General features: G+C 45.0%; 21 protein-coding genes and 2 pseudogenes. 13 read left to right on the top strand and 10 right to left on the bottom strand.

Annotated elements, in window-relative coordinates; all coding sequences use genetic code 11:
- The first annotated feature begins 124 nt into the window (after window positions 1-124).
- On the top strand, window positions 125-1,300 hold the full coding sequence (locus ACLGGO_RS10725) for an aminotransferase class V-fold PLP-dependent enzyme (RefSeq protein ID WP_446419302.1): 1,176 nt from the start codon (window positions 125-127) through the stop codon (window positions 1,298-1,300).
- 305 nt (window positions 1,301-1,605) lie between these two features.
- Here ACLGGO_RS10725 and ACLGGO_RS10730 read toward each other — a convergent pair whose 3' ends face one another.
- Window positions 1,606-2,328 carry a tetratricopeptide repeat protein gene (locus ACLGGO_RS10730; protein ID WP_446419303.1) on the bottom strand — a complete coding sequence of 241 codons (723 nt, stop codon included), beginning with the start codon at window positions 2,326-2,328 and terminating at the stop codon, window positions 1,606-1,608.
- 105 nt (window positions 2,329-2,433) lie between these two features.
- Window positions 2,434-2,676, bottom strand: coding sequence for a hypothetical protein (locus tag ACLGGO_RS10735; protein WP_446339493.1), 243 nt, complete (start codon window positions 2,674-2,676; stop codon window positions 2,434-2,436).
- A 385-nt stretch (window positions 2,677-3,061) separates the two neighbouring features.
- Here ACLGGO_RS10735 and ACLGGO_RS10740 point away from each other — a divergent pair, with 385 nt between their 5' ends.
- The 4 genes from ACLGGO_RS10740 to ACLGGO_RS10755 all read left to right on the top strand — a co-directional run bounded on the left by ACLGGO_RS10740 (window position 3,062) and on the right by ACLGGO_RS10755 (window position 7,941).
- Window positions 3,062-3,712 carry a sigma-70 family RNA polymerase sigma factor gene (locus tag ACLGGO_RS10740; RefSeq protein WP_446419304.1) on the top strand — a complete coding sequence of 217 codons (651 nt, stop codon included), beginning with the start codon at window positions 3,062-3,064 and terminating at the stop codon, window positions 3,710-3,712.
- 23 nt (window positions 3,713-3,735) lie between these two features.
- Complete coding sequence (locus ACLGGO_RS10745; RefSeq protein WP_446419305.1) at window positions 3,736-4,677, top strand: DUF1822 family protein; 942 nt, start codon at window positions 3,736-3,738, stop codon at window positions 4,675-4,677.
- A 175-nt stretch (window positions 4,678-4,852) separates the two neighbouring features.
- A complete protein-coding gene (locus ACLGGO_RS10750; protein WP_446419306.1) occupies window positions 4,853-7,183 on the top strand; it encodes a CHASE2 domain-containing protein in 2,331 nt (776 codons plus the stop codon).
- 11 nt (window positions 7,184-7,194) lie between these two features.
- Complete coding sequence (locus tag ACLGGO_RS10755) at window positions 7,195-7,941, top strand: DUF928 domain-containing protein (RefSeq protein WP_446419307.1); 747 nt, start codon at window positions 7,195-7,197, stop codon at window positions 7,939-7,941.
- Here ACLGGO_RS10755 and ACLGGO_RS10760 read toward each other — a convergent pair.
- The 6 genes from ACLGGO_RS10760 to ACLGGO_RS10785 form a co-directional block, all read right to left on the bottom strand.
- Window positions 7,938-8,108: a hypothetical protein gene (locus tag ACLGGO_RS10760; RefSeq protein WP_446419308.1), complete on the bottom strand. Its 171-nt coding sequence runs from the start codon at window positions 8,106-8,108 to the stop codon at window positions 7,938-7,940. The genes ACLGGO_RS10755 and ACLGGO_RS10760 overlap by 4 nt on opposite strands.
- A gap of 85 nt (window positions 8,109-8,193) precedes the next feature.
- Window positions 8,194-9,177, bottom strand: a complete 984-nt coding sequence (locus ACLGGO_RS10765; RefSeq protein ID WP_446419309.1) for a hypothetical protein — start codon at window positions 9,175-9,177, stop codon at window positions 8,194-8,196.
- A 171-nt stretch (window positions 9,178-9,348) separates the two neighbouring features.
- Window positions 9,349-9,573 carry a hypothetical protein gene (locus tag ACLGGO_RS10770; RefSeq protein ID WP_446339499.1) on the bottom strand — a complete coding sequence of 75 codons (225 nt, stop codon included), beginning with the start codon at window positions 9,571-9,573 and terminating at the stop codon, window positions 9,349-9,351.
- Between the two features lie 114 nt (window positions 9,574-9,687).
- Window positions 9,688-10,986: a phosphopyruvate hydratase gene (gene eno / locus ACLGGO_RS10775; RefSeq protein WP_446339500.1), complete on the bottom strand. Its 1,299-nt coding sequence runs from the start codon at window positions 10,984-10,986 to the stop codon at window positions 9,688-9,690.
- A gap of 133 nt (window positions 10,987-11,119) precedes the next feature.
- Window positions 11,120-11,299 carry a hypothetical protein gene (locus tag ACLGGO_RS10780; protein ID WP_446339501.1) on the bottom strand — a complete coding sequence of 60 codons (180 nt, stop codon included), beginning with the start codon at window positions 11,297-11,299 and terminating at the stop codon, window positions 11,120-11,122.
- Window positions 11,300-11,661: 362 nt separating this feature from the next.
- Window positions 11,662-11,961, bottom strand: a complete 300-nt coding sequence (locus tag ACLGGO_RS10785) for a hypothetical protein (protein WP_446419310.1) — start codon at window positions 11,959-11,961, stop codon at window positions 11,662-11,664.
- 230 nt (window positions 11,962-12,191) lie between these two features.
- Between ACLGGO_RS10785 and ACLGGO_RS10790 the strand changes: the two genes are divergently transcribed.
- The 4 genes from ACLGGO_RS10790 to ACLGGO_RS10805 all read left to right on the top strand — a co-directional run bounded on the left by ACLGGO_RS10790 (window position 12,192) and on the right by ACLGGO_RS10805 (window position 13,494).
- Complete coding sequence (locus ACLGGO_RS10790) at window positions 12,192-12,449, top strand: hypothetical protein (RefSeq protein ID WP_446419311.1); 258 nt, start codon at window positions 12,192-12,194, stop codon at window positions 12,447-12,449.
- Entirely contained in the window at window positions 12,437-12,742 is a 306-nt protein-coding gene (locus tag ACLGGO_RS10795) for a type II toxin-antitoxin system VapC family toxin (RefSeq protein WP_446339504.1), read from the top strand. Before ACLGGO_RS10790 ends, ACLGGO_RS10795 begins: the two co-directional genes overlap by 13 nt.
- Window positions 12,743-12,851: 109 nt before the next feature.
- Entirely contained in the window at window positions 12,852-13,184 is a 333-nt protein-coding gene (locus tag ACLGGO_RS10800; protein ID WP_446419312.1) for a nucleotidyltransferase family protein, read from the top strand.
- Window positions 13,156-13,494 carry a HepT-like ribonuclease domain-containing protein gene (locus ACLGGO_RS10805; RefSeq protein ID WP_446419313.1) on the top strand — a complete coding sequence of 113 codons (339 nt, stop codon included), beginning with the start codon at window positions 13,156-13,158 and terminating at the stop codon, window positions 13,492-13,494. Before ACLGGO_RS10800 ends, ACLGGO_RS10805 begins: the two co-directional genes overlap by 29 nt.
- A 12-nt stretch (window positions 13,495-13,506) precedes the next feature.
- Here ACLGGO_RS10805 and ACLGGO_RS10810 read toward each other — a convergent pair whose 3' ends face one another.
- Both ACLGGO_RS10810 and ACLGGO_RS10815 read right to left on the bottom strand, forming a co-directional pair.
- Window positions 13,507-16,392 carry a transcriptional regulator gene (locus ACLGGO_RS10810; protein ID WP_446419314.1) on the bottom strand — a complete coding sequence of 962 codons (2,886 nt, stop codon included), beginning with the start codon at window positions 16,390-16,392 and terminating at the stop codon, window positions 13,507-13,509.
- A 379-nt stretch (window positions 16,393-16,771) separates the two neighbouring features.
- Window positions 16,772-16,951 carry a hypothetical protein gene (locus ACLGGO_RS10815; RefSeq protein WP_446419315.1) on the bottom strand — a complete coding sequence of 60 codons (180 nt, stop codon included), beginning with the start codon at window positions 16,949-16,951 and terminating at the stop codon, window positions 16,772-16,774.
- A 241-nt stretch (window positions 16,952-17,192) separates the two neighbouring features.
- Here ACLGGO_RS10815 and ACLGGO_RS10820 point away from each other — a divergent pair, with 241 nt between their 5' ends.
- The 4 genes and pseudogenes from ACLGGO_RS10820 to ACLGGO_RS10835 all read left to right on the top strand — a co-directional run.
- Complete coding sequence (locus tag ACLGGO_RS10820) at window positions 17,193-18,296, top strand: type I restriction endonuclease (RefSeq protein WP_446419316.1); 1,104 nt, start codon at window positions 17,193-17,195, stop codon at window positions 18,294-18,296.
- Between the two features lie 796 nt (window positions 18,297-19,092).
- Complete coding sequence (locus ACLGGO_RS10825) at window positions 19,093-20,319, top strand: SpoIID/LytB domain-containing protein (protein ID WP_446419317.1); 1,227 nt, start codon at window positions 19,093-19,095, stop codon at window positions 20,317-20,319.
- 471 nt (window positions 20,320-20,790) lie between these two features.
- Window positions 20,791-20,957, top strand: a pseudogene (locus tag ACLGGO_RS10830) (IS607 family transposase); the annotation flags it as partial.
- A 5-nt stretch (window positions 20,958-20,962) separates the two neighbouring features.
- Window positions 20,963-21,367, top strand: a pseudogene (locus ACLGGO_RS10835) (hypothetical protein); the annotation flags it as partial.

A 21,367-nucleotide genomic window follows, 5' to 3' on the forward strand; every position in this document is an offset into this window, starting at 1 on the left:
AATTAATTTAAACTCCTTAATTCGGGTTTATCCTCCATTCAGGCGGATTTCCTGTGAGGGAAACACCCGAAACCCTGAATGTGCGATTTATGACAACCTTCCTAAGGTAACATAATTTTTGCTCATGACATTGGATTGGCAAGGCGCCCGTCAAGACACACCGGGCTGTGAGACTGTTTTACATTTCAATAATGCGGGTGCAGCATTAATGCCAGAGTCGGTTTTAGAGGCTGTGGTTGGGCATTTACAGTTAGAAGCCCAAATCGGTGGATATGAAGCGGCGGCACAGCAATTTGAGGCAGTGGAACGGGTTTATGATGCGGTGGCGACTTTGTTAGGGTGTCAGCGCCAGGAGGTTGCCATGATTGAGAATGCTACAAGAGCCTGGGATATGGGGTTTTATAGCGTTCCTCTAGGAAAAGGCGATCGCATTCTTACGGGTGTATCGGAATATGGTAGTAATTTCATTGCTTTTCTGCAAGTTGCCCGGAAGACAGGGGCAACAATTGAGGTGATTCCGAATGATGAATTTGGGCAAATTTCCATTGCTGGATTACGCCAAGCAATTGATGAGCGGGTGAAGTTAATTGCGATTACCCATGTTCCCACCAATGGCGGGTTAGTTAACCCAGCCGTGGAAGTGGGGAAAGTGGCAAAAGAGGCGGGTATTTTATATTTACTCGACGCCTGTCAATCGGTGGGGCAAATGCCCATTGATGTGCATGAAATTGGCTGCGATATGCTCTCAGCTACAGGGCGTAAATATTTACGCGGACCCAGAGGAACTGGATTTTTGTATGTCAGAGAAGGGGTTATTTTGCAATTAGAACCGCCTTTTTTGGATATGCAAGCTGCTGAATGGGTGAGTCGGGATACATTTAAAATTCGTTCAGATGCCCGTCGGTTTGAAAATTGGGAAACGAACTATGCTGGAAAAATTGGTTTAGGGGTGGCTGTTGATTATGCCTTAAGTTGGGGATTGGCAGCGATTGAACGCCGGATTCGTGTTTTAGCTGAAACATTGCGTGATCAACTCAACGATATTAATGGGGTTAAGGTTCAGGATTTAGGTCAGCAAAAATGTGGGATTGTTAGCTTTACAGTTGAGGGGAAAGAACCAAGTAAAATTAAGCGATTACTGAGTCAAGAAAAGATTAATATATCGGTTTCTTCCGCCCAAGGCACGCGATTAGATATGGATGCACGGGGGTTTATGTCTGTGTTAAGGGCTTCGGTTCATTATTACAACACTGAAGCCGAAGTTGAGCGATTTTGTACGACATTGGCGTCTTTGGTTTGACCTTTCACGGTATGTGGCGCAACGTGAGTATTGATTATGTAGGGGCGGGTTTCATGACCATGTTTTTGGTTGCACAAGGGATGTGACTAAACCCGCCCCGACTCAGGTTTCTAGATTTCCCGTGAAAAGTTAGTTGATTTGACAGGAAACAGGGAACGGGGATAAGGCGGATGGCAACAAAATTGTCGGGTAGGGAGAGCGAAGCGTAACCCACAATTTCTCACGGTTTTGATAGGTTATATTAAATCCGCCTTTGTTGCCCTCAGATTTTAGGGTTAAATTGGGCGCAAAAACCTGTATTTGTGTCAACTTAAGGTGAAAGTTTCTTTCTCTCCTAATTTATCCAGTGCTACACCCCAGTTGTACCAGGCTAATTGGTAATCGGGTTTAATTTGAATCGCTTTCTCAAAAGATGCGATCGCACTTTCATAGTCTCCCAGATTCCCCAGGGCTAAACCCCTACTATTCCAGGCTTCGGGGTAGTCGGGTTTAATTTGAATCGCTTTCTCAAAAGACGCGATCGCACCGAGAAAATCCTGGGCTGTAAGTTGCTGTTTCCCTTGATTCAACAAAGCTGCGGCGGCATCCCCCTCGGCATTTTCCCATTTATCCTCGTCCCCCTTATCTTCCTTATCTTCCTTCTCTTCCTCCCCTTTCCCTGATGGTTTCGCCAACAAATCCTGACCAATCTCTGCGGCAATTTCCCCCAATTCTCCACATCCTACCCCACTCATCTGCAATAACTGCCAAGCAAACTGATGATCCGCTTCTGGCAATTGCCGCAACTGCTGCCCATACTCATACAGCCACACCTTAAAATAGCGATCGCTGCTGTGATATCCTAAATGTTGTAATATCTGTTCCCGGTTCCATCCCTGATTCACCCCAGTTAGCAGTTGCCGAAATAGCTGCTGATACTCTGCATCACTGAGGCGTTTTTGAAGCCGCCTGTGTCGTTTTGGTTTGAGGAAGGGCGGTAAGATTGGCTGAAGTAGCCGCACTAGCCATTGCCAAAACCGCTTAATCATCTGCTTGTCGGGAAAGGATTTATTTTACCATGGATATATTAATAGTTAAATTCCCTAATATTTGAAGGTTGTTGACTGTTAAAAGTTTAACTCTCATTTCTCTCATCAACTCACTCCTGCCAAATCAACAATTACCGTATCATCATCTCTGAAAATCAAGAGGTTGTCGGGACAAGAGCGGCACTCTTGTTGCACCTGACCCTCCATTACAGCATTCTGCAACTGCATGAACGCTCGGAGATCTTGTGAATCGTATTTGCCTCTGAGTAGCTGTCGCAGTTGGTCTTCGGCTTCCCTGGTGAGATAGCGTGTCGTTAGTGCCTGTTGAACAATCTTACGAATCAACATGATTTTAGTCCTTACCTTACCCTTTCATTAGGTTCTCAAGTTCAGCAGGTGAGTTTTATGCAAAAGTCAGGTATGTGTTACAAATCTTTATATGAGCGATTGAGAAACTGTGTAGGGGATCTTTTCACTACTATCGTTTCTGACCTCACAACAGATGCGACTAAACCCGCCCTGACTGTTCCAGAGGTAGCATACTACCTCTGGAACTCCCCATCTCCCCCATCTCCCCCATCTCCCCCATACTGCCGCTTCTGTTAAACTTTTGTAAAGATTTTCCCCACCTTGCATAAAATCGCCCCTGAGTTGGTGAGACCTCTATGAACAGAGTTAAATCGGTGTATCAACACAATTTCAGGTCACTGATGTACGAACCCTATCGCTATCTATGAATGCCATAGACCAACAGTTAAAGCAACTGGCACAGGACGCACAGCAGCATCCTCCCCGAAGTAAACAACGACAGCAAGCTTTAGCCAAGCTATTGGGTGCTATTCAGCAGTCCGGTAAACTGACTCGTCCCTATCCCGAACAATTCCACGGATTTTATGAGGATATTTATGATGAAGCCAAGCAACGCCTATTTTGTTATATTTGCGAAAGGATTGATGATTATAACCCTAGTTTTGAAGTTTTACAATGGATAAACTTTATGCTAAAGCATCGATTTTTTATGGAAGCCAGTCGTTCTATGATGCCAACCATCCATAAAGGAGTCGATGCCAAACGAGTCAAACGTTTAACCCTGGATGACTTAGAGAAAAACAATCCAGCCGACATTGATCCGCAGTTGACACCCTCTCTATTACAAGAAATCATTCACTATCTAGAAACTGACCCCGAAGGACTGTTTAATCAAACCTATACGTCCAATCAGCCAGCCGCCAACTTCCAATTTTTAGCCCTTAAACTTTTATCCGGGTACTCTTGGAAGGAAATCTCTGAAGAATTAGGAATTAAGATCTCCACCTTAAGCAGTTTCTACCAGCGCTGCTTAGCTAAATTTAGTCCAAAGTTAAGAGAATATTTATCATCATAATCCCCCCTGAGGCAAAGAACACAATGTTAAACACCACGAATGAACCCCTCATGCTGACTGTCCCCCTAACCTTAGAAGCCCATCAAATTGCTCAACAGTTTCACCAACAGCATTGCTCCCAAAAAGCAAAACAAGTTTACCTGAATACATTAGCCGTTTATGCTGTTAAGACTTCTCTAAAATGCCTGGGAATTCAGACAAACTGGCAGGCGAGTGATAGTTGGAATCCAATCATGCAAACCTTGGAAAATACAGCCGACTTATTGATCAAAGATATTGGTAAATTAGAATGTCGTCCCGTCTTACCCAACGCCGCTAGCTGTCATATCCCCGCAGAAGTTTGGTCGGACCGGATTGGTTATGTAGCCGTTGAATTGAATCAAGCCTTAACTGAAGCCAAATTACTGGGATTTTTGCCCAGCGTTAACACCGAAGAAATTCTCCTAACTCAACTTATATCACTGGAACATTTATTAGACCATCTAAATTCATCCAGACAACCCATACAAATCAGTCAATGGCTACAAAATATTTTCGATGTCGGTTGGCAGACTGTGGACACATTATTCGATTCCTCGCCAACAGAACTCGCCTTTAATTTTAGAAATTATACGCAAATAGCCACCCATTTATCAGAACCATCCGATCTTAAAATTACACGGGGTAAGCGGTTGACATTAGGACGCCGATATGATGATGAACAAGTCATATTAGTCATGGATTTGACACCAACCCAATCATCAGAACTCGATATTTCGGTTGGAATTTATCCGACCAATGGTCAATCCTATCTCCCTAAAAATCTGCAACTGATGATTCTTGATGATACAGGAGAAACAGTGATGCAAGCTGAAGCCAGAAGCACTAAGCAAATTCAATTACAGTTTAGTGGAGAAGCCGGAGAATGCTTTAAAGTCAGGGTGGCGTTGGCTGATATTAGCATGACGGAAACTTTTATTATTTGAATAGCTCCTTCGCTGCGTTATTCGGGTAGGGTTGTATGTAGGGGCGGGTTTGACTACGATCATTTCTGACCTAACCCCGATGTAACTCGCGCCCACCCCGGTTTTAAGTGTTCCAAAATAGCTATATGCATCGTTAGTCCCTGTTCCCGATTCCCTGTTCCCGATTCCCTAAAAAATGACAAATGACACCACCGACAAAAAATTAGTAATTTTGAAACTCGATGGGGATTTTCAAAGTCACGGATTTCGAGTAACATTAGCGATTGGTTGGGATGGCGCCTCCCCAGACATTGAACTACAAGGAATATTAAACGCAGCGCCTGAATTTGCCGATCGCATACAATCCCATTGGCAGCATAAGTATCGTAGCATTAGCGCCCCCTATCGGATTAAACCGAAAAAAATCATCTATGATGGTTCTGTGAGTCAGCGCCTGAGGGACTGTCAAGACTCAGCGAATGAACTGCGCGATCGCTTGCGAACCTGGTTAGATGGGGAAGGGTTTCGCCCCCTGGATCGACGGTTAAGGGAAGCCCTCAGTCCTCAGGATACGATTCGCTTCCTAGTATCCACCAGTGACCCCCACTTACAAAAACTTCCTTGGCATTTGTGGGACTTTTTTGACCATTATCCGAAAGCAGAACTAGCGTTAACTGATCCTCAGTTTGAACGTCCTCCCCAATTCACCTCAAATCGCCGCACGCCTAAAGTAAAAATTTTAGCCATTCTTGGTCATAGCCAGGGAATTGATATTGAAAGCGATCGCCAATTACTCGAAACTTTACCCCATACAGATATTACATTTTTAGTCGAAAAAAGCCGCCGGGAAATTAATGACCAACTCTGGGAAAACCATTGGGACATCATTTTTTTTGCCGGACATAGTGAAACCGAAGGTGAAACCGGGCGGATTTATATTAATCAAACCGATAGTTTAACGATTAATGAACTCTGGTATGCGCTAAGAAAAGCCGTAGAACGAGGATTAAAACTGGCTATTTTCAACTCATGCGATGGCTTAGGTTTAGCCCGACAACTGGATGATATCCAGATTCCGCAAATGATTGTCATGCGGGAATTAGTTCCCGATCGCGTGGCGCAAGAGTTCCTCAAGTATTTTCTCACTACCTTTGCCCAAGGTCAACCTTTCTATTTAGCCGTAAGAGACGCCAGAGAAAGATTACAGGGATTAGAAAGTCAATTCCCTTGTGCCAGTTGGTTACCCGTAATTGTCCAAAATCCTACCCAAGTTCCGCCAACCTGGAACGATTGGATTAGCCACCCTAAAGCCAAACCTGTTAAGCAGAGACGGCGAGGTTGGCAATTGGTACTAGGTGCGAGTGTCATGGTTACCAGTTTAATCATGGGAGTGCGATCGCTAGGGTGGTTACAATCGACAGAACAGCAAGCCTTTGATCAACTCCTGAACATGCGCCCCACGCCATCCCTTGATCCTCGGTTGTTGATGGTTGAGGTTACTGCTAAGGATATCAACAAATTAGGGGGTGAATATCCGTTACACGATCGCACCCTGTTGGAACTATTGCAAAAACTCCAAACCTATCAACCCCGCGCCATTGGCTTAGATATCTTTCGCGATCGCCCTTCAGGGGAAGGGTGGGCTGAATTGGTACAATATCTACAAAAGAGCGATCGCGTGATTCCCGTCTGTGTCATCCCGTCTCCCCAAATCCCGGAAGGCGTTGCTTCTCCCCCGGGACTCCCCAAAGAACGCTTAGGGTTTGCCGATATTGTGGTTGATCCAGATGGAATTGTTCGGCGTCATCTCATCGCCATGAAACCGCCAGCGGTATCCTCTTGTTCTACCTTCTATTCCCTGAGTTTTCAATTAGCCCTGCGATATCTGCAAGCCGAGGGAATCTCACCTGAATTTATCTCCGAAGATCAGTGGCAATTGGGTTCAGTTACCTTAACAAATTTAAATGCCAACCCCGGATTTTACCAGCGCCGTGTCGGATTAGAAGGATTTCAACTATTACTCAATTACCGTTCTCCAGAATTTGCCAAAACGATGGTAGAACGAGTGACTCTGAGTGATATTTTTGCCAATCGCGTAAATCCTGATTTTTTGCAGGATAAAATTATTTTAATTGGCATGACCGATCCCACGATTAAAGATGAATTCCAAAGTCCTGGCAATCATGAAATTCGGGGGCTATTCCTGCATAGTCAGATGGTTAGTCAGATTATCAGTGCGGTTACTGGAGAACGCCCCTTGCTAAGGTTTTTGCCCCTCTGGGGAGAAATCCTCTGGGTGTGGATTGGGTCGATTGTTGGGGGTGCGATCGCGTGGCACTATCGAGAGTCACGATTACGTCTGGGATTAGGAGTAGGAATCTCTATAATAACCATTAATGGTATAGGCTGGTTTATTTTAATTCAAACTGGCAGTATAGTACCTATGGTTCTGGCAACGCTAGCTGTATTTGCTACAAGTGGGAGTCTTTTGGCTTACCAGACATTTAAGCATCCGCGATCCGATTAAATCCCTTAAACATGACTGTACTAAAACTTGCTTTAATCCTTGCTACAACAGTTCTTGAATTGACAAGTTATCGATCCCTTGTCCAAGCCTATCCCATTCAAAAATTAGCAGATATTAAACAAGATCCGCCCGTTTGGGATAGACCGAATAGCGATCGCAAACCTGCCGGAACTCGTGGACCCTGTGAAAAGACAAAACAACCGTTTACACCGTTATTACCCATTGCCAACTCTGGCGTCAAGTTTTCTGGCTTTACCTTAAAACAATACCCTATATTTTGGTTTTATATTCCCTATCAGAGTAGCACTATTAATCGAGGAGCATTTTTTTTAGAAAATTTGCAGGAAGGGAATCGAACCTATCAGGTCAATTTCCAGCTTCCTGAAACACCGGGTTTTGTCAAGATTAGCCTACCAACCACAGCCAATCCCCTAGAACTGAATAAACAGTATCGTTGGCAGTTCACCCTTTATTGTGAAACAGATGATCCGACAGATTCTTCTCAAGTCGTTTGGCATCAAGGCTTGATTGAACGGCTTGATCCCCAACCTTTAGAAACTCAGATGGCAACGGCTTTGGTGATAGATCGGATGGAATTTTATCGAGATAATCGTCTTTGGTACGATATCTCAGCAGATTTAACCCAAATCTATACTTTTCCTCTCGCTTGGCGTTATTTGTTACAAGCCATAGATTTGGAAGAACTCAAACAAGAACCCATCGCGGGTTCAGTTCAGCCCATTAAAGATTCCGATTAATAGGGTGTGTCGGGTGTGTCGGTTGTGTCGGGTGTGTCGGTTTTGTCGGTTTTGTCGGTTGTGTCGGTTTTGTCGGTTGTGTAGGGTGTGTCGGTTTTGTCGGTTTTGTCGGTTTTGTCGGTTGTGTCGGTTTTGTCGGTTGTGTAGGGTGTGTAGGGGCGAAGCATTGGCGCAGTTCAATGAACGGCGGGTTACATAAATTTCAGACGCCAATGCTTCGCCCACCCTCATGTAGGATGTTCAATTGTAGTATCACCGAACAATACAAACACCCCCAACTTGTACGGTACAAGCTTCTGGTTTTTTAACAGGTTCTAAACTCTGAGTCCTGGCATTATAAGTATATTCACCAGCGGGAAAAACCCGGTTAGGATCGGCACAATAGCGATAGGTTTGTCCACCTTCGGGATAGGAGATAACCACTAAAGAACTGGTAGATGAGGGACAGGTACTGAGTACATTTAATCCATAATCATCTTCCAATTTTTCTTGGCGGGGATCTGTCGTTTGATTGGCGGCGGTTTGAGTTCCAGGGCGTCCCGGTTTTAAGGTTTCTGTACTCGCGTCGTAGGTATACTGTCCAGCTTGGAGGAAACGGTTGGGATTGGCGCAATAGGTATAGGTTTGATTCGATTCTGGAAAAGACACGACAACCAAAGAACCCGTCGCCGCCGGACAGTTTTCTAAGACTCTCAATCCATAGTCATTTTGTAGCAGTTGTTTTCGTTTATCCGTAGTTTGATTAGAGGAGGAGGGTTGATTCGAGGGATTATTGGCAATAGTTCCGGGTGTAATTCCGGAAAGGGAAACCGTATATCTGCCTCTGGTATTATTTCGACCTAAGACGAGGAGTTTGTATTCGCCACTAACGGGTACTTGGTATACTAGAAGATTGGTTTTGTCGTTGTAGGCGACTTGGTTGCCAGTTTGTGAGGAACTCAGGACTAAAATTGGCGAGAGTGTACTACCTTCTTCTGGCTTAAGATTGATACGAACGGTATCCCCTTGTTGTGCATTAAACAGGTATTCTTCTCCAGCGGCGGTTTCCAGGGGGGCGTTGGGTAGCAAGTCATTGCGATAGCGGAAGCTGGGAGCATTCGTTTGGATAAACCCACTAACGTTATCATTATTGTTTAGCTTCGTGGCGGCGGCGGCGGTATCGATAAGGATGGATAAGATTACCCCACTGATAGCGAATGGGGTAGCGATTCGATTAATTACTGTTTGGTTAAACATGCAGGCTAAAAATGACCAACGTCAGTTAGGGACAGACTCTATCGGGATAGAGTTCCCCAGATGATCATAACTCAGAATTTGCTGCCAACAAAAAATATTCATTGCTGCCGATGTATGTCCATTATTCATGAGCAACGACTTAGCTCAACTGCCTTCGCCACCTTCACCACCTTAGTCCTCTTCTGCGTTTTCATCCTCTTCCTCTTCCTCTTGATCTTCTTCACCCTCTTCGCCACCTTCCTCGGCGTTAAGATCATCATCTTCTTGCATTTGCTCCGTTTGCGGGGCACCTTCCTCAGCTTCACCATCTTCTGTACCTAGGTTGCTTGCATCACACGCACCAAGGGTAGCGGCTACAGTTAACGCCAAAAATAATTGGATAGTCTTTGATTGCATTTTGATACTCCTCAATTGATACTCTAAAACCTTGAAGCTGGGTCGGAATTAGGGCGCACGGGGCGTGCGCCCTGACAGGGATTTAATATCCTACCAAACTATTGGAAATGGGAATTATTTGGCAATTTTTGGTCCCATACCAATCTTACCTGCATAGATGGCGCGATCGCCGAGTTCATCTTCAATCCGCAGGAGGCGGTTATATTTGGCAACTCGTTCACTGCGACAGAGGGAACCGGTTTTAATTTGACCCGCACGAGTGGCGACGGCTAAATCCGCGATCGTGGTGTCTTCGGTTTCGCCAGAACGGTGAGAGATAACGGAACGGAAGCCATTGCGGGTGGCGAGTTCGATGGCTTCTAAGGTTTCGGTTAAGGAGCCGATTTGATTGAGCTTAATTAAGATAGAATTCCCAGCGGCTAAATCAATCCCTTTTTGCAAGCGAGTGGGGTTAGTGACAAATAAATCATCCCCGACTAATTGGATGCGGGAACCAAGTTTTTCGGTCAGCCGTTGCCAACTATCCCAATCGTCTTCATGTAAGCCATCTTCAATGGAAACAATCGGATATTGACTGACTAATTGATCCAGATAATCAATAAGTTCACTCGGGGCGTGAGATGAGCCTTCATAGAGATATTGCCCATCTTTGTAAAATTCACTGGCGGCGACATCCATGGCTAACGCCACCTGTTCCCCTGGTTTATAACCAGCTTTTTCAATCGCTGCAATCAGAAATTCCAAGGCGGCTTTATTGGACTCTAAGTTAGGCGCATAGCCCCCTTCATCACCCACACCGGATAACAGCTTTTTCTCTTTCAACACTTGAGACAGGGCGGCGAAGACTTCAGCCCCCCAACGCAGCGCCTCTTGAAATGAATCGGCACCTACAGGGACAATCATAAATTCTTGAAAGTCCACGTTATTATCCGCATGGGCACCACCGTTAATCACGTTCATTAACGGTACAGGGAGAAGATTGGCAAGGGGTCCCCCTAGATAGCGATAGAGGGGAAGTTGCAATTCATCCGCTGCGGCTTTAGCATTAGCCAGAGAAACTGCCAGGATAGCATTGGCACCCAGTTCTTTTTTGTTTTGGGTACCATCCCGATAAATCATCGTCTGGTCAATGGTTGCTTGGTCTAGAGCGTCCATGTCCAAGAGTTCGGGGGTGATTTTCTCTTTGATGTTACGGACAGCCTTGAGGACGCCTTTACCGTTGTAGCGATGAGAATCACCATCTCGCAGTTCGTGGGCTTCAAAGGAGCCGGTAGAGGCACCACTGGGAACTTGCGCCAGTCCGATGGCACCACTGGCGAGGCGAACTTCGGCTTCCACGGTGGGACGTCCCCGGGAGTCGAGAATTTCTCTGGCGTCAATGGCTTCAATCGGAGCTTCGGGTTTATCTAACATGCCTTTTCCTCTAAATTGCAATGACTTCAGGGTTCAGGATACGTCTGAAGTCGTGGACAAACAAGTGGGCGTGAAGTACCCCAACTTGCTTCGCTGAAGTTGGGGCTTCCAACCTCTTAAAACAAGGACGGTCTTATTCGTCTTTGGGATTTCCCGCTTCATCCGCCGATGCCTCCAAAAGTTGCCTTTTATTGGTCTTATTCAGCTTCCACAGGCAGCCGCCCATCTTCCACAGGCAGTTATTTTTTACTCGTACAACATAACTTGGTTTATCTTTTACCGCAGGGCGTAACAAGAGCGAACCAGCGGTCATGTTCTTTCCCTAGCTGCGATGTTTCTGCGGCAAGCATACTACTGCTACTTTGAAGTTAGCCTGTCTGATAGTCCATACGCCTAGGCGGGTCAGCGACCAAATTTATAGTAACATATTGGTGTTGAAAACATCAACACTATGTCAACACCAACAATAAACAAAAACCTTCACATCAAACTGTCCGAGAAACGAATGAGAAAACTTAAAAATTATGTACAAGAGAAGGAAAAGACCATGACTCAGATCATTGAAGATTGGATAGATCGACTACCGATTGTACCTATTGATTGACTCCGTACCTCCGTCAATCCGCTGTCCATCCTCGCCCTACTTTGTTGAGGGCGAGGACTTCCGCGACTACGTTAAGGATGTTTTCGATCCCCAGCGCTCATATCCGGACTTATGATAGGGTATGCGATCGCTCTGTTGGTATTAAAAAAATATTCAAACCTTCCTTGACATCTGCCAAAAAGTAGGGATACCTGTTGGATACGAATGCGAGCGTGGCTCTCTCTATCCTCACCACAAGTATGGAAGACGGTTCCAGCAGTGGGATTACCAACATCATCCACAGTCTGTACGCCCACCACTTCGCCCAAATCGGTGAATAGAGTCCTAGTAGTGCCTGCGCCCGTTCCTGGTAAACTGATGCGGATGCTCATCCGTTACGTTCCCAGGCAATAGCAATGTCAAAAATAAGGCAGGGTATTGCCGTGTCCCTACGTGAACATTGAAACCAGAAGCCCTAAATATTGAAGCACGTTGTTTTGTAATACAATGAAGGTCAGTAGACCCAGCCAATTATCAGTATTTATACTCAGAGTAATCTATGGATAGTGGAAAATAACAAACTTTAAATAGTTTAGATTAAAATTAAGAAATGAATCCTATAATGCAATCAGCCTTACGAATTGAAGCTAAAGTTTTACCGGGCAATAAAATCGAAATTGACTTACCCCCTGATACCGCATTAAATACAGTCGGAAACACCATTGAAGTAATTCTTCTGTTGCCAGAAAAGCCAACCCGATCGACGGAGCAATCTATTCTGGAAATATTGGCAGAAATCCACTCTCAGCGCCCCTCTAGTCGAAACCTCGAAGAAATTAATCGAGATTTGCAAGCGGAAAGGGATACATGGGACAGCTAAACTTGCCTGACTATTATAGAATATATATTGACACGGTTGTTGTGATTTATGCCGTTGAACAAGCTCCGGTTTATGGTTCATTGTTGGCTGACCTCTGGGCAAAAGTTCAAGCCGGGAACCTGGAAGTTTTAACCAGTGAACTAACGTTCATGGAGGTATTGGTTATACCAATCCGAAACTCCGATACCTTTTTGACAGATGCATACAAGCGATTGCTGCGATCACCTCAAATACGATTGGTGCCTATCAATCAACTCATCCTAGAAAAAGCTGCTAGACTCCGGGCAGCATGACAAATTCTATCTTAGAGTGCAACTTGGTATAACCCCACTCTCAGTTAGCCTGTTGGGTTTCGCCATCGCTCTACCCAACCTACGAGAACGACAGGATTCAGATCAAGTTATGAACGTTAAACATATTGAGCTGCCAATGGAGCAGATTAAAGAATTTTGCGATCGCTGGCAAGTTACAGAATTTTCTTTATTCGGTTCTGTCTTGCGAGACGACTTTCGCCCTGATAGTGATATTGACGTGATGGTGCAATTTCATCCAGAGGCTCATCCCACGTTCTTCAGTTTGGAGCAAATGGAAGCGGAGTTAAAGACGATTTTTCATCGAGACGTTGATTTAATTACTCGCCAAGGGATTACATCAAGTCGTAACTATCTACGTCGTCAAGAAATTCTTTCGTCGGCTCAGGTAATTTATGAAACGAGATATTCAATTTTTACTTGACATGCTGCAATCAGCAGAACTCATTATAGACTACATCGCTCAATGCTCAAAAGATGAGTTTCTCGAAACCATACAGCTTCAAGATGCAGTCATCAGGCGATTGTTAGTAATTGCTGAAGCAGCCAGACGAATTTCAGAAACGACACGCCAAACCCTGTCCACTATTCCATGGCAAGAAATTAACGGAATGCGGAATCGGTTAGTTCATGAATATGACGATATTAACCTCAATATAGTTTGGGATGTTGTTCAAAATGAGATACCGATTTTAATTGAGGAGTTACGATTAAGAGTGCCAAGAGAAGAATAAACTCAATTTGTTTTACCTAAACTTGGGTGGAAGTTCGGCGGGAGGCGGAGAGTCGGCGCCTGGAGGAAGAGGAGGTGAACCGCCGGGTGGTAAACGTAGAGGTTTTGGTTCTGTTTCAGATGGTGTAGTCCTCGGTGAAGGTGAAGGTGAAGGTGAAGGTGAAGGTGAGGGTGAGGGGGGTGTCTGCATTTGTGCAGCAGAAGCGCCTCCCGGTGGAGGTAGAGGCGGTAAGATGGGTAACCCGTTAGTCGCGTCTCCGGGTGGGGAAGGTGGAGGTGATAAGGTCATTGCTGGAGGTTCTGGAGGTGGTGGTTGGATGGTTTCAATGGTGACTGAACGGCTTTTTTGTTCCCCGGCTTCATTGGTGACTTGCAACGTAATCGTTTCCGTGCTTGGTTCTGGACTGAGTTCATAAGGTAAAGTGCCTTCAGGTGGCACAGTACCGGGTGCAGGTAGCAGTTCAACTTTCAGATCTCTACCCCCCTCAACTTTCCAAGATAAAGGTACAGGTATCGATTGATTCCCAGAAATTGGCACGACAAATTTAGGACGAGTTAGGGTTTCTACACCACCAACTGTAAACTCCACAATATCAAAGGGAACAGGTTGGGCTTCAATTTTAATCGGATCAGTTTTTTGAGTGGGTAATTCTTCGGATTCTCCTTGTCGGGGAACCACGATTAATTCAAAAATATAGGTTCCCGGTTGGGGATTATCTATAGGAATATTAGCACAGACTAATGTCTCATCCTCTATTTTACAGGCTTCTTGTAAGCCTTGAGGAATCCTTTGACTAAAATCAATCGATTGCATGGGAACGAGGATAATCCCTTCGGGATTGCGACCCACCAGTTTTAAAAGTCTGATTTGTTCGGGGTGACTAATTTTCCAGTTCAGTACAATCACCCTATTTTCGGGTTGCGGTTGATTTGGAGGTGAGTTGTCATCATTAGCCGTTGGACTAGCTTCCTGATTTGCCGCTTCAGGCGTCCTCTGACTGGCTTGTTGATAGACGGCTTGAGTTGACGCAAATTCTTCAATCTCAGGAATCGGAAAGGGTGTAATTTTAACCGTATTCGTTAGAAGTTCCTCTGATTCCCCTCTCTTTTTCCCGTGGGGAATCACAGTCAGTTCAAAGACATAATCACCTGGTTCGCGAGCATCCGTTGGCACGTTTTGACAATTAAGAACCTCATTGATTGTGCAGAAACGCTCTAACTCATTGGGAATCCCCTGGCTAAAATTGTAGGCAATTGGACTGCTGGTGACTACCCCCTCTGGTGATACTCCTTGTACTTTTATCGTTTGTATTCGTTCGGGATTAGTAATTTCCCAATTCAGGCGAACACTCTCCCCATCAGCCACCGAGTAATTATTGCTGGCTGGCGCAAATTCGACTATTTCCGGGCGGGGTTTGGGTCTAAAAAAGAGAAACCACAGCAGGAATATTAATGCGCCAATCAGTCCGACTATGCCTAAAATGACTAATAAAAATTGCCACCAAGGACGACCTTCCCAAATTAAGGTGCCTTGGAAGCGATTGTTAATTAGGGGGAACTGTTGTCGGTCTTCAATTTCAATAACAAAGTTTAAAACTCGCCCGTAGAAGGGTCTACGCCACCATTTCTGGCTGGGTTGTACCTCTAAGTTCGCGATCGCATAGCCGCCAGGTGCGAGGCGAACTTGGCTGGGTATCAGGGTATAGGTACACAGATCATCGCCATCGGCACTTTTGGCGATGAGGGCAATGTCGCGGGTAATATTGCCGCCGTTATACAGTTGTAACTCAAAGACACCGGACTGATTGCTGATCTTACCCACTAGGGTGACTAACTCGACAGTTAACAGGTAAATTGGCATTACCTGTAGGTAAATGACATCGAGTAGCACTAAGTCGGGATTATTCAGGGAATAGAGACGCACCGTGGGAGAATAGATACTCGCCCCAGTATCTACAGGTGGTGTGATAATGAGCTGGATTAGACCCTTTTCACCCGGATTGAGTTCCAAGCCATCCATGACTCGCACCACTCCCGCTTCGGTATAGCCTTCGGGATAAATCACTCTATACCAGTTAGGGGCTAAATCTGGACAGGTTAAGCGAAATTGATCCACGCGATCGGAGCGGTTATGAACCAGAACCTGAACTTCCAGGAATTCTCCGGGTTGGACAACAGCTGGGACTGCGGAACTGGTGAGAGGGAGTAGGGTGAAGGTGGGATCATTAACCCGGATGGCTTCCTGGACAAAGGGTAAGACTTGCAGCCGTGCTGGATGTTGGATTGGCGTGTCTTGGGGGTAATGCTGCTGGGCATCAACAATTAGCAGATAATTATAAGTGCCTGGTATCGCATCGAGTGGTACGGGAATCTGGAAAACCACCTCACTACTTTGTCCCCGCCCTAACGCCAGACGTTCATAAGGGGAAATACACCACTGGTGCAGGAATTGGGATGTTTCATCTATATAAATATCAATTAAGGCGCTTTGATTCCCCTCATTGGTAATCGTGACGCACAACTCAAACGTCAAACCGGGTGTAATTGGCGCATCCCCAGAGGGATTCACAATCATGGACAGAGGTTTTCCCGGTGTCAGCGCTTGCTGAATCATCTCGGAAAACTGGCTACCTTGTCGTCTCATTTCACTGCGGTAGTAACGGGGAATGCCTTCCACTTGTATTTCTCGGACAAAACCCTCTTGAACTAACTCATCTAGTTCTATGGCGATCATCTGTTCGTTTTCATTCAGGTGATCGGCAATTTCGGGTAGGGTATGTCCTTCCTGGCGACGGATAAACAGAACAATTTGCCGTTGACGTTCCGGAAGTGCCAAAATATCGGCAATATTTATTGTTTTACCACCATTTGCCGAAGGATTGGATGGATTGCTATTCATAGTTTCCCTTTCCCCTCTGGGTTTGACCTCACATCCTGCTGACTTCCGCTAAACCGATTCTTTCTACGTTCAGCATGGGTGGAGCGACAACTGTATTAATGTTTACAGCGTTCACTCTGACAATTAAACCGCAAGGGAGACCGAATGTCAGCTATTGTCATCTATCCTAGGTAGAATGGCACTGACTTAAGCCCTCAACTAAAGTTGGGGCTAAAAGCTTAAACCCGTTAAAACGGGTTCAAAGAGCTACTCAGCAAGCTCAATTCTTACTTGAGCTTTAGGCGATATTCCGTTTGAGCGTGTCAGAAGCGAAGACAGCGCTGACTACAAACTACGCGATCGCAGGTTGTCCTAGACAGATGAACGAGAGTGGCTGGTATTAAGAAACAAGTCGATCCATTGTACAAGAGTGCGATCGCAGATTCTTATTCTCGGATATTGTACAGTCTGGGGTAGGGAATGCGATCGCGACTTTACTCAAAACTTGAAACGCTTTCGGGTTGGGGGTTTGACTGGTTTTGGGAGGGAATGCGATTAGCTTCGCTACTGCCGAGGGCAATCACCTTAATCCCCTGTCACCTTTATAATCGTTATGCAGTAAGGCTTACATGAGACAGATAGCATAGTCTTTTTGCGCCATTCCTAGGATGCCAGATCGAGCTATATCACTTAAGCTTAATCGCTTCAAACAAGCGTATTATAAGGGTTTGGCAAAGTCTTTGTAAAAACTTCGCGATCGCTAAATTTTCTACTTGTCGAGTGGGTACACTGGGTAAAGAACCTCACCACACTACGACAGTATGGACTTTATCGACCAAATTAAATCTATCTCTCAGCAAATCTTAAAGCTAAGAGAGCAAATTCAGACAGAAGAAGCTACCAAAAGCGCTTTTGTTATGCCTTTCATTAATGCTTTAGGGTATAACGTTTTTAACCCAATAGAGGTTTGCCCTGAATTCACGGCTGACGTACCTGGACTAAAAGGGGAAAAGGTAGATTATGCAATCATCATGCATGAAAAGCCCATCATCTTGATTGAATGTAAATGGTGTGGAGGCAATCTAGAGAACCCTAAGCATAACTCACAGTTGCACAGATACTTTCATACAACAGAGGCAAAGTTTAGCGTTTTGACCAATGGGATTATCTATCGGTTTTACACCGATACAGAGAAACCCAACATCATGGATGAAAAATCATTTTTTGAGTTCAATATGTTGGACTTCCACGAGTCCAATATTAATGAACTAAAACGTTTTTCCAAATCAAGCTTTAATTCGGGTGAATTGGAAGATGTTGCCAGGAATCTTCTCTATACTAAAGAAATTAAGCGTATCATGACAGAGCAACTGGCTGACCCATCTCCTGAATTCGTCAAGTTTTTTGCCAGTCAAGTATATTCTGGGAGGCTGGCTGCATCGGTTATGGAAAGGTTTACAGATATAACCAGACGGTCACTAAAAGAATTTATTAATGAGCGCATTACAGAAAGGCTAGCGGCTGCTATTAACACACCAGAAACCTCTACACCATCAACTGAAGGGCAAGAGGTTGAATCTGAATCCTCTTCAGACGAAGGAATAGTGACGACAGAAGAAGAGTTGGAAGCTTTTCATATCGTTAAAGCGATTCTACGTGAAGTTGTAGATGTTGGACGTATTGAGTACAAAGACACCAAAAGCTACTTTGGTGTTAATCTAGACGGCAAGACAACAAAAACTATTTGCCGACTTCGGTTTTTCCCGACAAAAAAATCTATCGCCATTATTGATGCTGAAGGGAAAGAAGCCAAGAAAGTCCTCTCAAGCTTGAATGAAATTTATGGGGTGGCAGGAATATTAAAAGACAGAGCTAGATATCTAGCCCAAGATGAGACAACACAACCTGAAGTTGTTGAACAGTAACTCATGACCCATTAAGCCCAAAAACCGTAGGGGCGCACCGACGTGCGCCCAATTTACTGACCTGCGCCCGATTCAATCGTCAACGCTATATCCTTTTTTAGCCGTTTCAGCAGAGGAATCCGTTTCGGCTAAATTTGTCAATCTATGATAATTTAAACTATTCTTTCCCCCAGAACGGTTTAAAATTTTCAATCATGCTTCCATCTCAACAAAACGTCATAATTGCTCTTTTTTGACCCCTTTTCCGGAATTATCTACGAATTTTCAAGGGTTACAGCAATTGTGAGATGAGTGTGCGATTTTCAGGTATATTATCTATGGTGGGTTTATTTTAGGCAAAATTAATCCCGACACAGCTAAACCACTTGAATCTTCGTAACACTTTGTATAATGTCTGGTTTTCGTCTCATTCCCCATCTCCCTTTGGATGCATGTATTTTGTTAAACTTACGATAAAAATTATTACTAAGTCTTGACAAAAACACAGATTACACAGATCGAATGGCATAGACAGAACACTGAATCGTGAGAGACACAGATTGACACAGACAACGAAATAATTTCCCCAACAATCGAATTATCTTCTCCCCATTGAGAACTAACATCTCTGTGTAATCAGTGCTACCAGCCTCCCACCTCTACCGTTCCTGCTTGCTCTGAGAAATCAGTGTTACCATCTTTATTCAGCCAGGGAGTGCCATATCCAAAGACGCGATCGCAGATTAAACTAAGAGGCGGCGCTTACTGCTAATCTTTCTTATCGTCCTCTCCCAACCCGCTCAGGAGCAAGTTTTTGATGATTCGCCTGCCTAACAACCACCCGATTTTAAAGGGTTCTAGACTATGGTCAATGGTTGTGGTTTCAGCATCCCTCGTATTGCCCTGGATGTTAGCTCAATCCTTTTATGCCGGTTCTAAACCGATCGCATCTTCTCCCCAACCGTCTCCGGAGCAATCACCCCGATCGGAAGTTCCACCGCCGCCAAATCCGTCCCCGGCTGAAGCCCAATGGCGTCATCGTCTGGTTGCTCAAAGTCTCTCCTGGCAATATCCCTCAACTCCCGTTCCCAAGGCAACCCCATCTCAATCCTCTACTGCTCAAGATACCGCGAAAACTCAAGCCTCAGGGACTAAACCACCGACAGCAAACAAAACTGCTCAAACTCAAACCTCAGCTTCCAAACCCCCTACTCCCCTACCGCCCAAACCCAACGCCCAGACTCAAGCCCAAACTCCACCCCCGAAATCATCTGCCGCCGCTTCCGGAAACTCCGCTAAAGCAGAAAATCCTCCCGCTAATACTGCAAGCTTAGAAATGCGAGTTGCGATCGCGACAGGAGTAAGTTCCTTAGACGTTGGCACATCTACAGCCGGAATAGTCGTGGATGGAAATGGGAAAACATTAGGAAAACTCGAGGCGAACGAAGGAGTTAACGCTCAACCCAATGGTTCTTATCTTCGCATCGGTGAATGGAAAACCCCAGGGGGCGCTTGGCTTAAACCCACGGGTGGCGGGTTTGTTTTTGTCAATGGTCGCTGGTATCGAGGGGATTTACTCTTAGTATCACAAGGGGATAGTCTGCTTGCCGTTAATTATATTGAGCTTGAGGCGTATCTAGCCAGTGTCGTCGGTTCAGAAATCTATCCCAGTTGGCCCCCCGCTGCCCTGAAAGCCCAAGCGATCGCGGCTCGTTCTTATGCGATCGTCCATTATATTCGACCTGCTAATCAGTTATACGATTTGGGTAATACTCAGCGTTGGCAGGTATATAAGGGAATTGAGTCGGAGTGGAATACCACGACTCAAGCGGTTCAGCAAACCCAGGGAATGTTTCTCAGTTATAAAGGGGGCGTCGTGGAATCCCTGTATGCTGCTTCGGATAGTATTGTCAGTAATGTTTTTGGCGGTCGAGGAATGAGCCAAAAGGGAGCTTATGAGTTGGCGATGCAGGGGTATGATTACAAACAAATTTTAGCCCATTATTATCCGGGTGCGGGATTGTCGTGGATTGAGGATCAGTGAGGGTCATTTGTCATTCGTCAGGGTTTCCAATACATCTGGCAACGGCAAGCGAGACAGGAAGCGATGATGGTTGTTTCAATGAAGCTCCGGCTTCAGCGGATCTTGCCGGAGTACTTCACCAATCCCTACTTATGCATAAGGGTGGGTTTTGTTGTTCAGTTATTGGTAACAAGCTAGCGCTAGTTCCTAAACCCGCCCCTACAGTGGCTGGCGTTTGTCCCGACAATTGACCCTTCAACTACGCTTAGGGCATGGTTTTTACGTCTTGCGATCGCTATTCAATACACCAACTGATACCAAATCCGGGGAACGCTACCCCTGTGATAACCCAGTCCGCGCAGGCGGACGAAAGTTTGTATAGCAGCGATTTCAATCGCCTATCGCCTCCTCTTGCAGGGGGTTAACTAACAGTCCGTAAATATCTAGACAATTAGTGACATAACTAGACATTTTCTATGATATAGTCAGGCAATGTCTAGTTTAACCCCCCAAGAAAGAAGCAGCTACTCGACTTTGTGTGACGGTCTTGCACTTTGCACCGATGGGAACTCAATGGTAAAATACAATCTTCTCGGATCGCTGGTGGTAATCGTCTTATCGATATTGTTGACTTAATTGGTAAGAAATCGGGTAACGAATAGCTATGACGACGATAACTTATTGCAAATGCTTGCCAACTCCCGCCGATGAACTTAACCCCATCGGTTTTACCGAATTGGAGATGTTTTTAACTTCATTGTCCGATATATTTTATCAAGCAACAGTTGAAACAGTTAACCATTTATTAAATAAAGAAATAAAATTTAATCAATCCAGTTGGAATAGTTATATTCAAGAGAAATACGGGTTCAGCAAGCGTTATGCTAACGGAGTAATTGCATTAGCTAAAGGAAAAACTTCCTCTGCTAAAGAATGTAGAAAAAGACAGATAAAGCAATTAAAATCACGAGTTCAGTCAGCGAAAGATTGGTTAGCCAAAGCCACAAAGAAAATTAAGTTGGCTCTCCAGTTCTATGGAAAAAAGAACTGGCAATCCTCCCCAAAAGGC

Source organism: Coleofasciculus sp. (assembly GCF_046565525.1).
GTDB lineage: Bacteria > Cyanobacteriota > Cyanobacteriia > Cyanobacteriales > Coleofasciculaceae > Coleofasciculus.

Coding starts and splice junctions, on each gene's coding strand:
- ACLGGO_RS10735 (WP_446339493.1), bottom strand. CDS start 2,676: ATGTTGATTCGTAAGATTGTTCAACAGGCACTAACGACACGCTATCTC.
- ACLGGO_RS10825 (WP_446419317.1), top strand. CDS start 19,093: ATGATTCGCCTGCCTAACAACCACCCGATTTTAAAGGGTTCTAGACTA.
- ACLGGO_RS10800 (WP_446419312.1), top strand. CDS start 12,852: ATGAACGTTAAACATATTGAGCTGCCAATGGAGCAGATTAAAGAATTT.
- ACLGGO_RS10805 (WP_446419313.1), top strand. CDS start 13,156: ATGAAACGAGATATTCAATTTTTACTTGACATGCTGCAATCAGCAGAA.
- ACLGGO_RS10795 (WP_446339504.1), top strand. CDS start 12,437: ATGGGACAGCTAAACTTGCCTGACTATTATAGAATATATATTGACACG.
- ACLGGO_RS10820 (WP_446419316.1), top strand. CDS start 17,193: ATGGACTTTATCGACCAAATTAAATCTATCTCTCAGCAAATCTTAAAG.
- ACLGGO_RS10745 (WP_446419305.1), top strand. CDS start 3,736: ATGTTAAACACCACGAATGAACCCCTCATGCTGACTGTCCCCCTAACC.
- ACLGGO_RS10725 (WP_446419302.1), top strand. CDS start 125: ATGACATTGGATTGGCAAGGCGCCCGTCAAGACACACCGGGCTGTGAG.
- ACLGGO_RS10730 (WP_446419303.1), bottom strand. CDS start 2,328: ATGATTAAGCGGTTTTGGCAATGGCTAGTGCGGCTACTTCAGCCAATC.
- ACLGGO_RS10780 (WP_446339501.1), bottom strand. CDS start 11,299: ATGACCGCTGGTTCGCTCTTGTTACGCCCTGCGGTAAAAGATAAACCA.
- eno (WP_446339500.1), bottom strand. CDS start 10,986: ATGTTAGATAAACCCGAAGCTCCGATTGAAGCCATTGACGCCAGAGAA.
- ACLGGO_RS10785 (WP_446419310.1), bottom strand. CDS start 11,961: ATGAGCATCCGCATCAGTTTACCAGGAACGGGCGCAGGCACTACTAGG.
- ACLGGO_RS10740 (WP_446419304.1), top strand. CDS start 3,062: ATGAATGCCATAGACCAACAGTTAAAGCAACTGGCACAGGACGCACAG.
- ACLGGO_RS10765 (WP_446419309.1), bottom strand. CDS start 9,177: ATGTTTAACCAAACAGTAATTAATCGAATCGCTACCCCATTCGCTATC.
- ACLGGO_RS10750 (WP_446419306.1), top strand. CDS start 4,853: ATGACAAATGACACCACCGACAAAAAATTAGTAATTTTGAAACTCGAT.
- ACLGGO_RS10770 (WP_446339499.1), bottom strand. CDS start 9,573: ATGCAATCAAAGACTATCCAATTATTTTTGGCGTTAACTGTAGCCGCT.
- ACLGGO_RS10755 (WP_446419307.1), top strand. CDS start 7,195: ATGACTGTACTAAAACTTGCTTTAATCCTTGCTACAACAGTTCTTGAA.
- ACLGGO_RS10810 (WP_446419314.1), bottom strand. CDS start 16,392: ATGAATAGCAATCCATCCAATCCTTCGGCAAATGGTGGTAAAACAATA.
- ACLGGO_RS10790 (WP_446419311.1), top strand. CDS start 12,192: ATGCAATCAGCCTTACGAATTGAAGCTAAAGTTTTACCGGGCAATAAA.
- ACLGGO_RS10760 (WP_446419308.1), bottom strand. CDS start 8,108: ATGCTTCGCCCCTACACACCCTACACAACCGACAAAACCGACACAACC.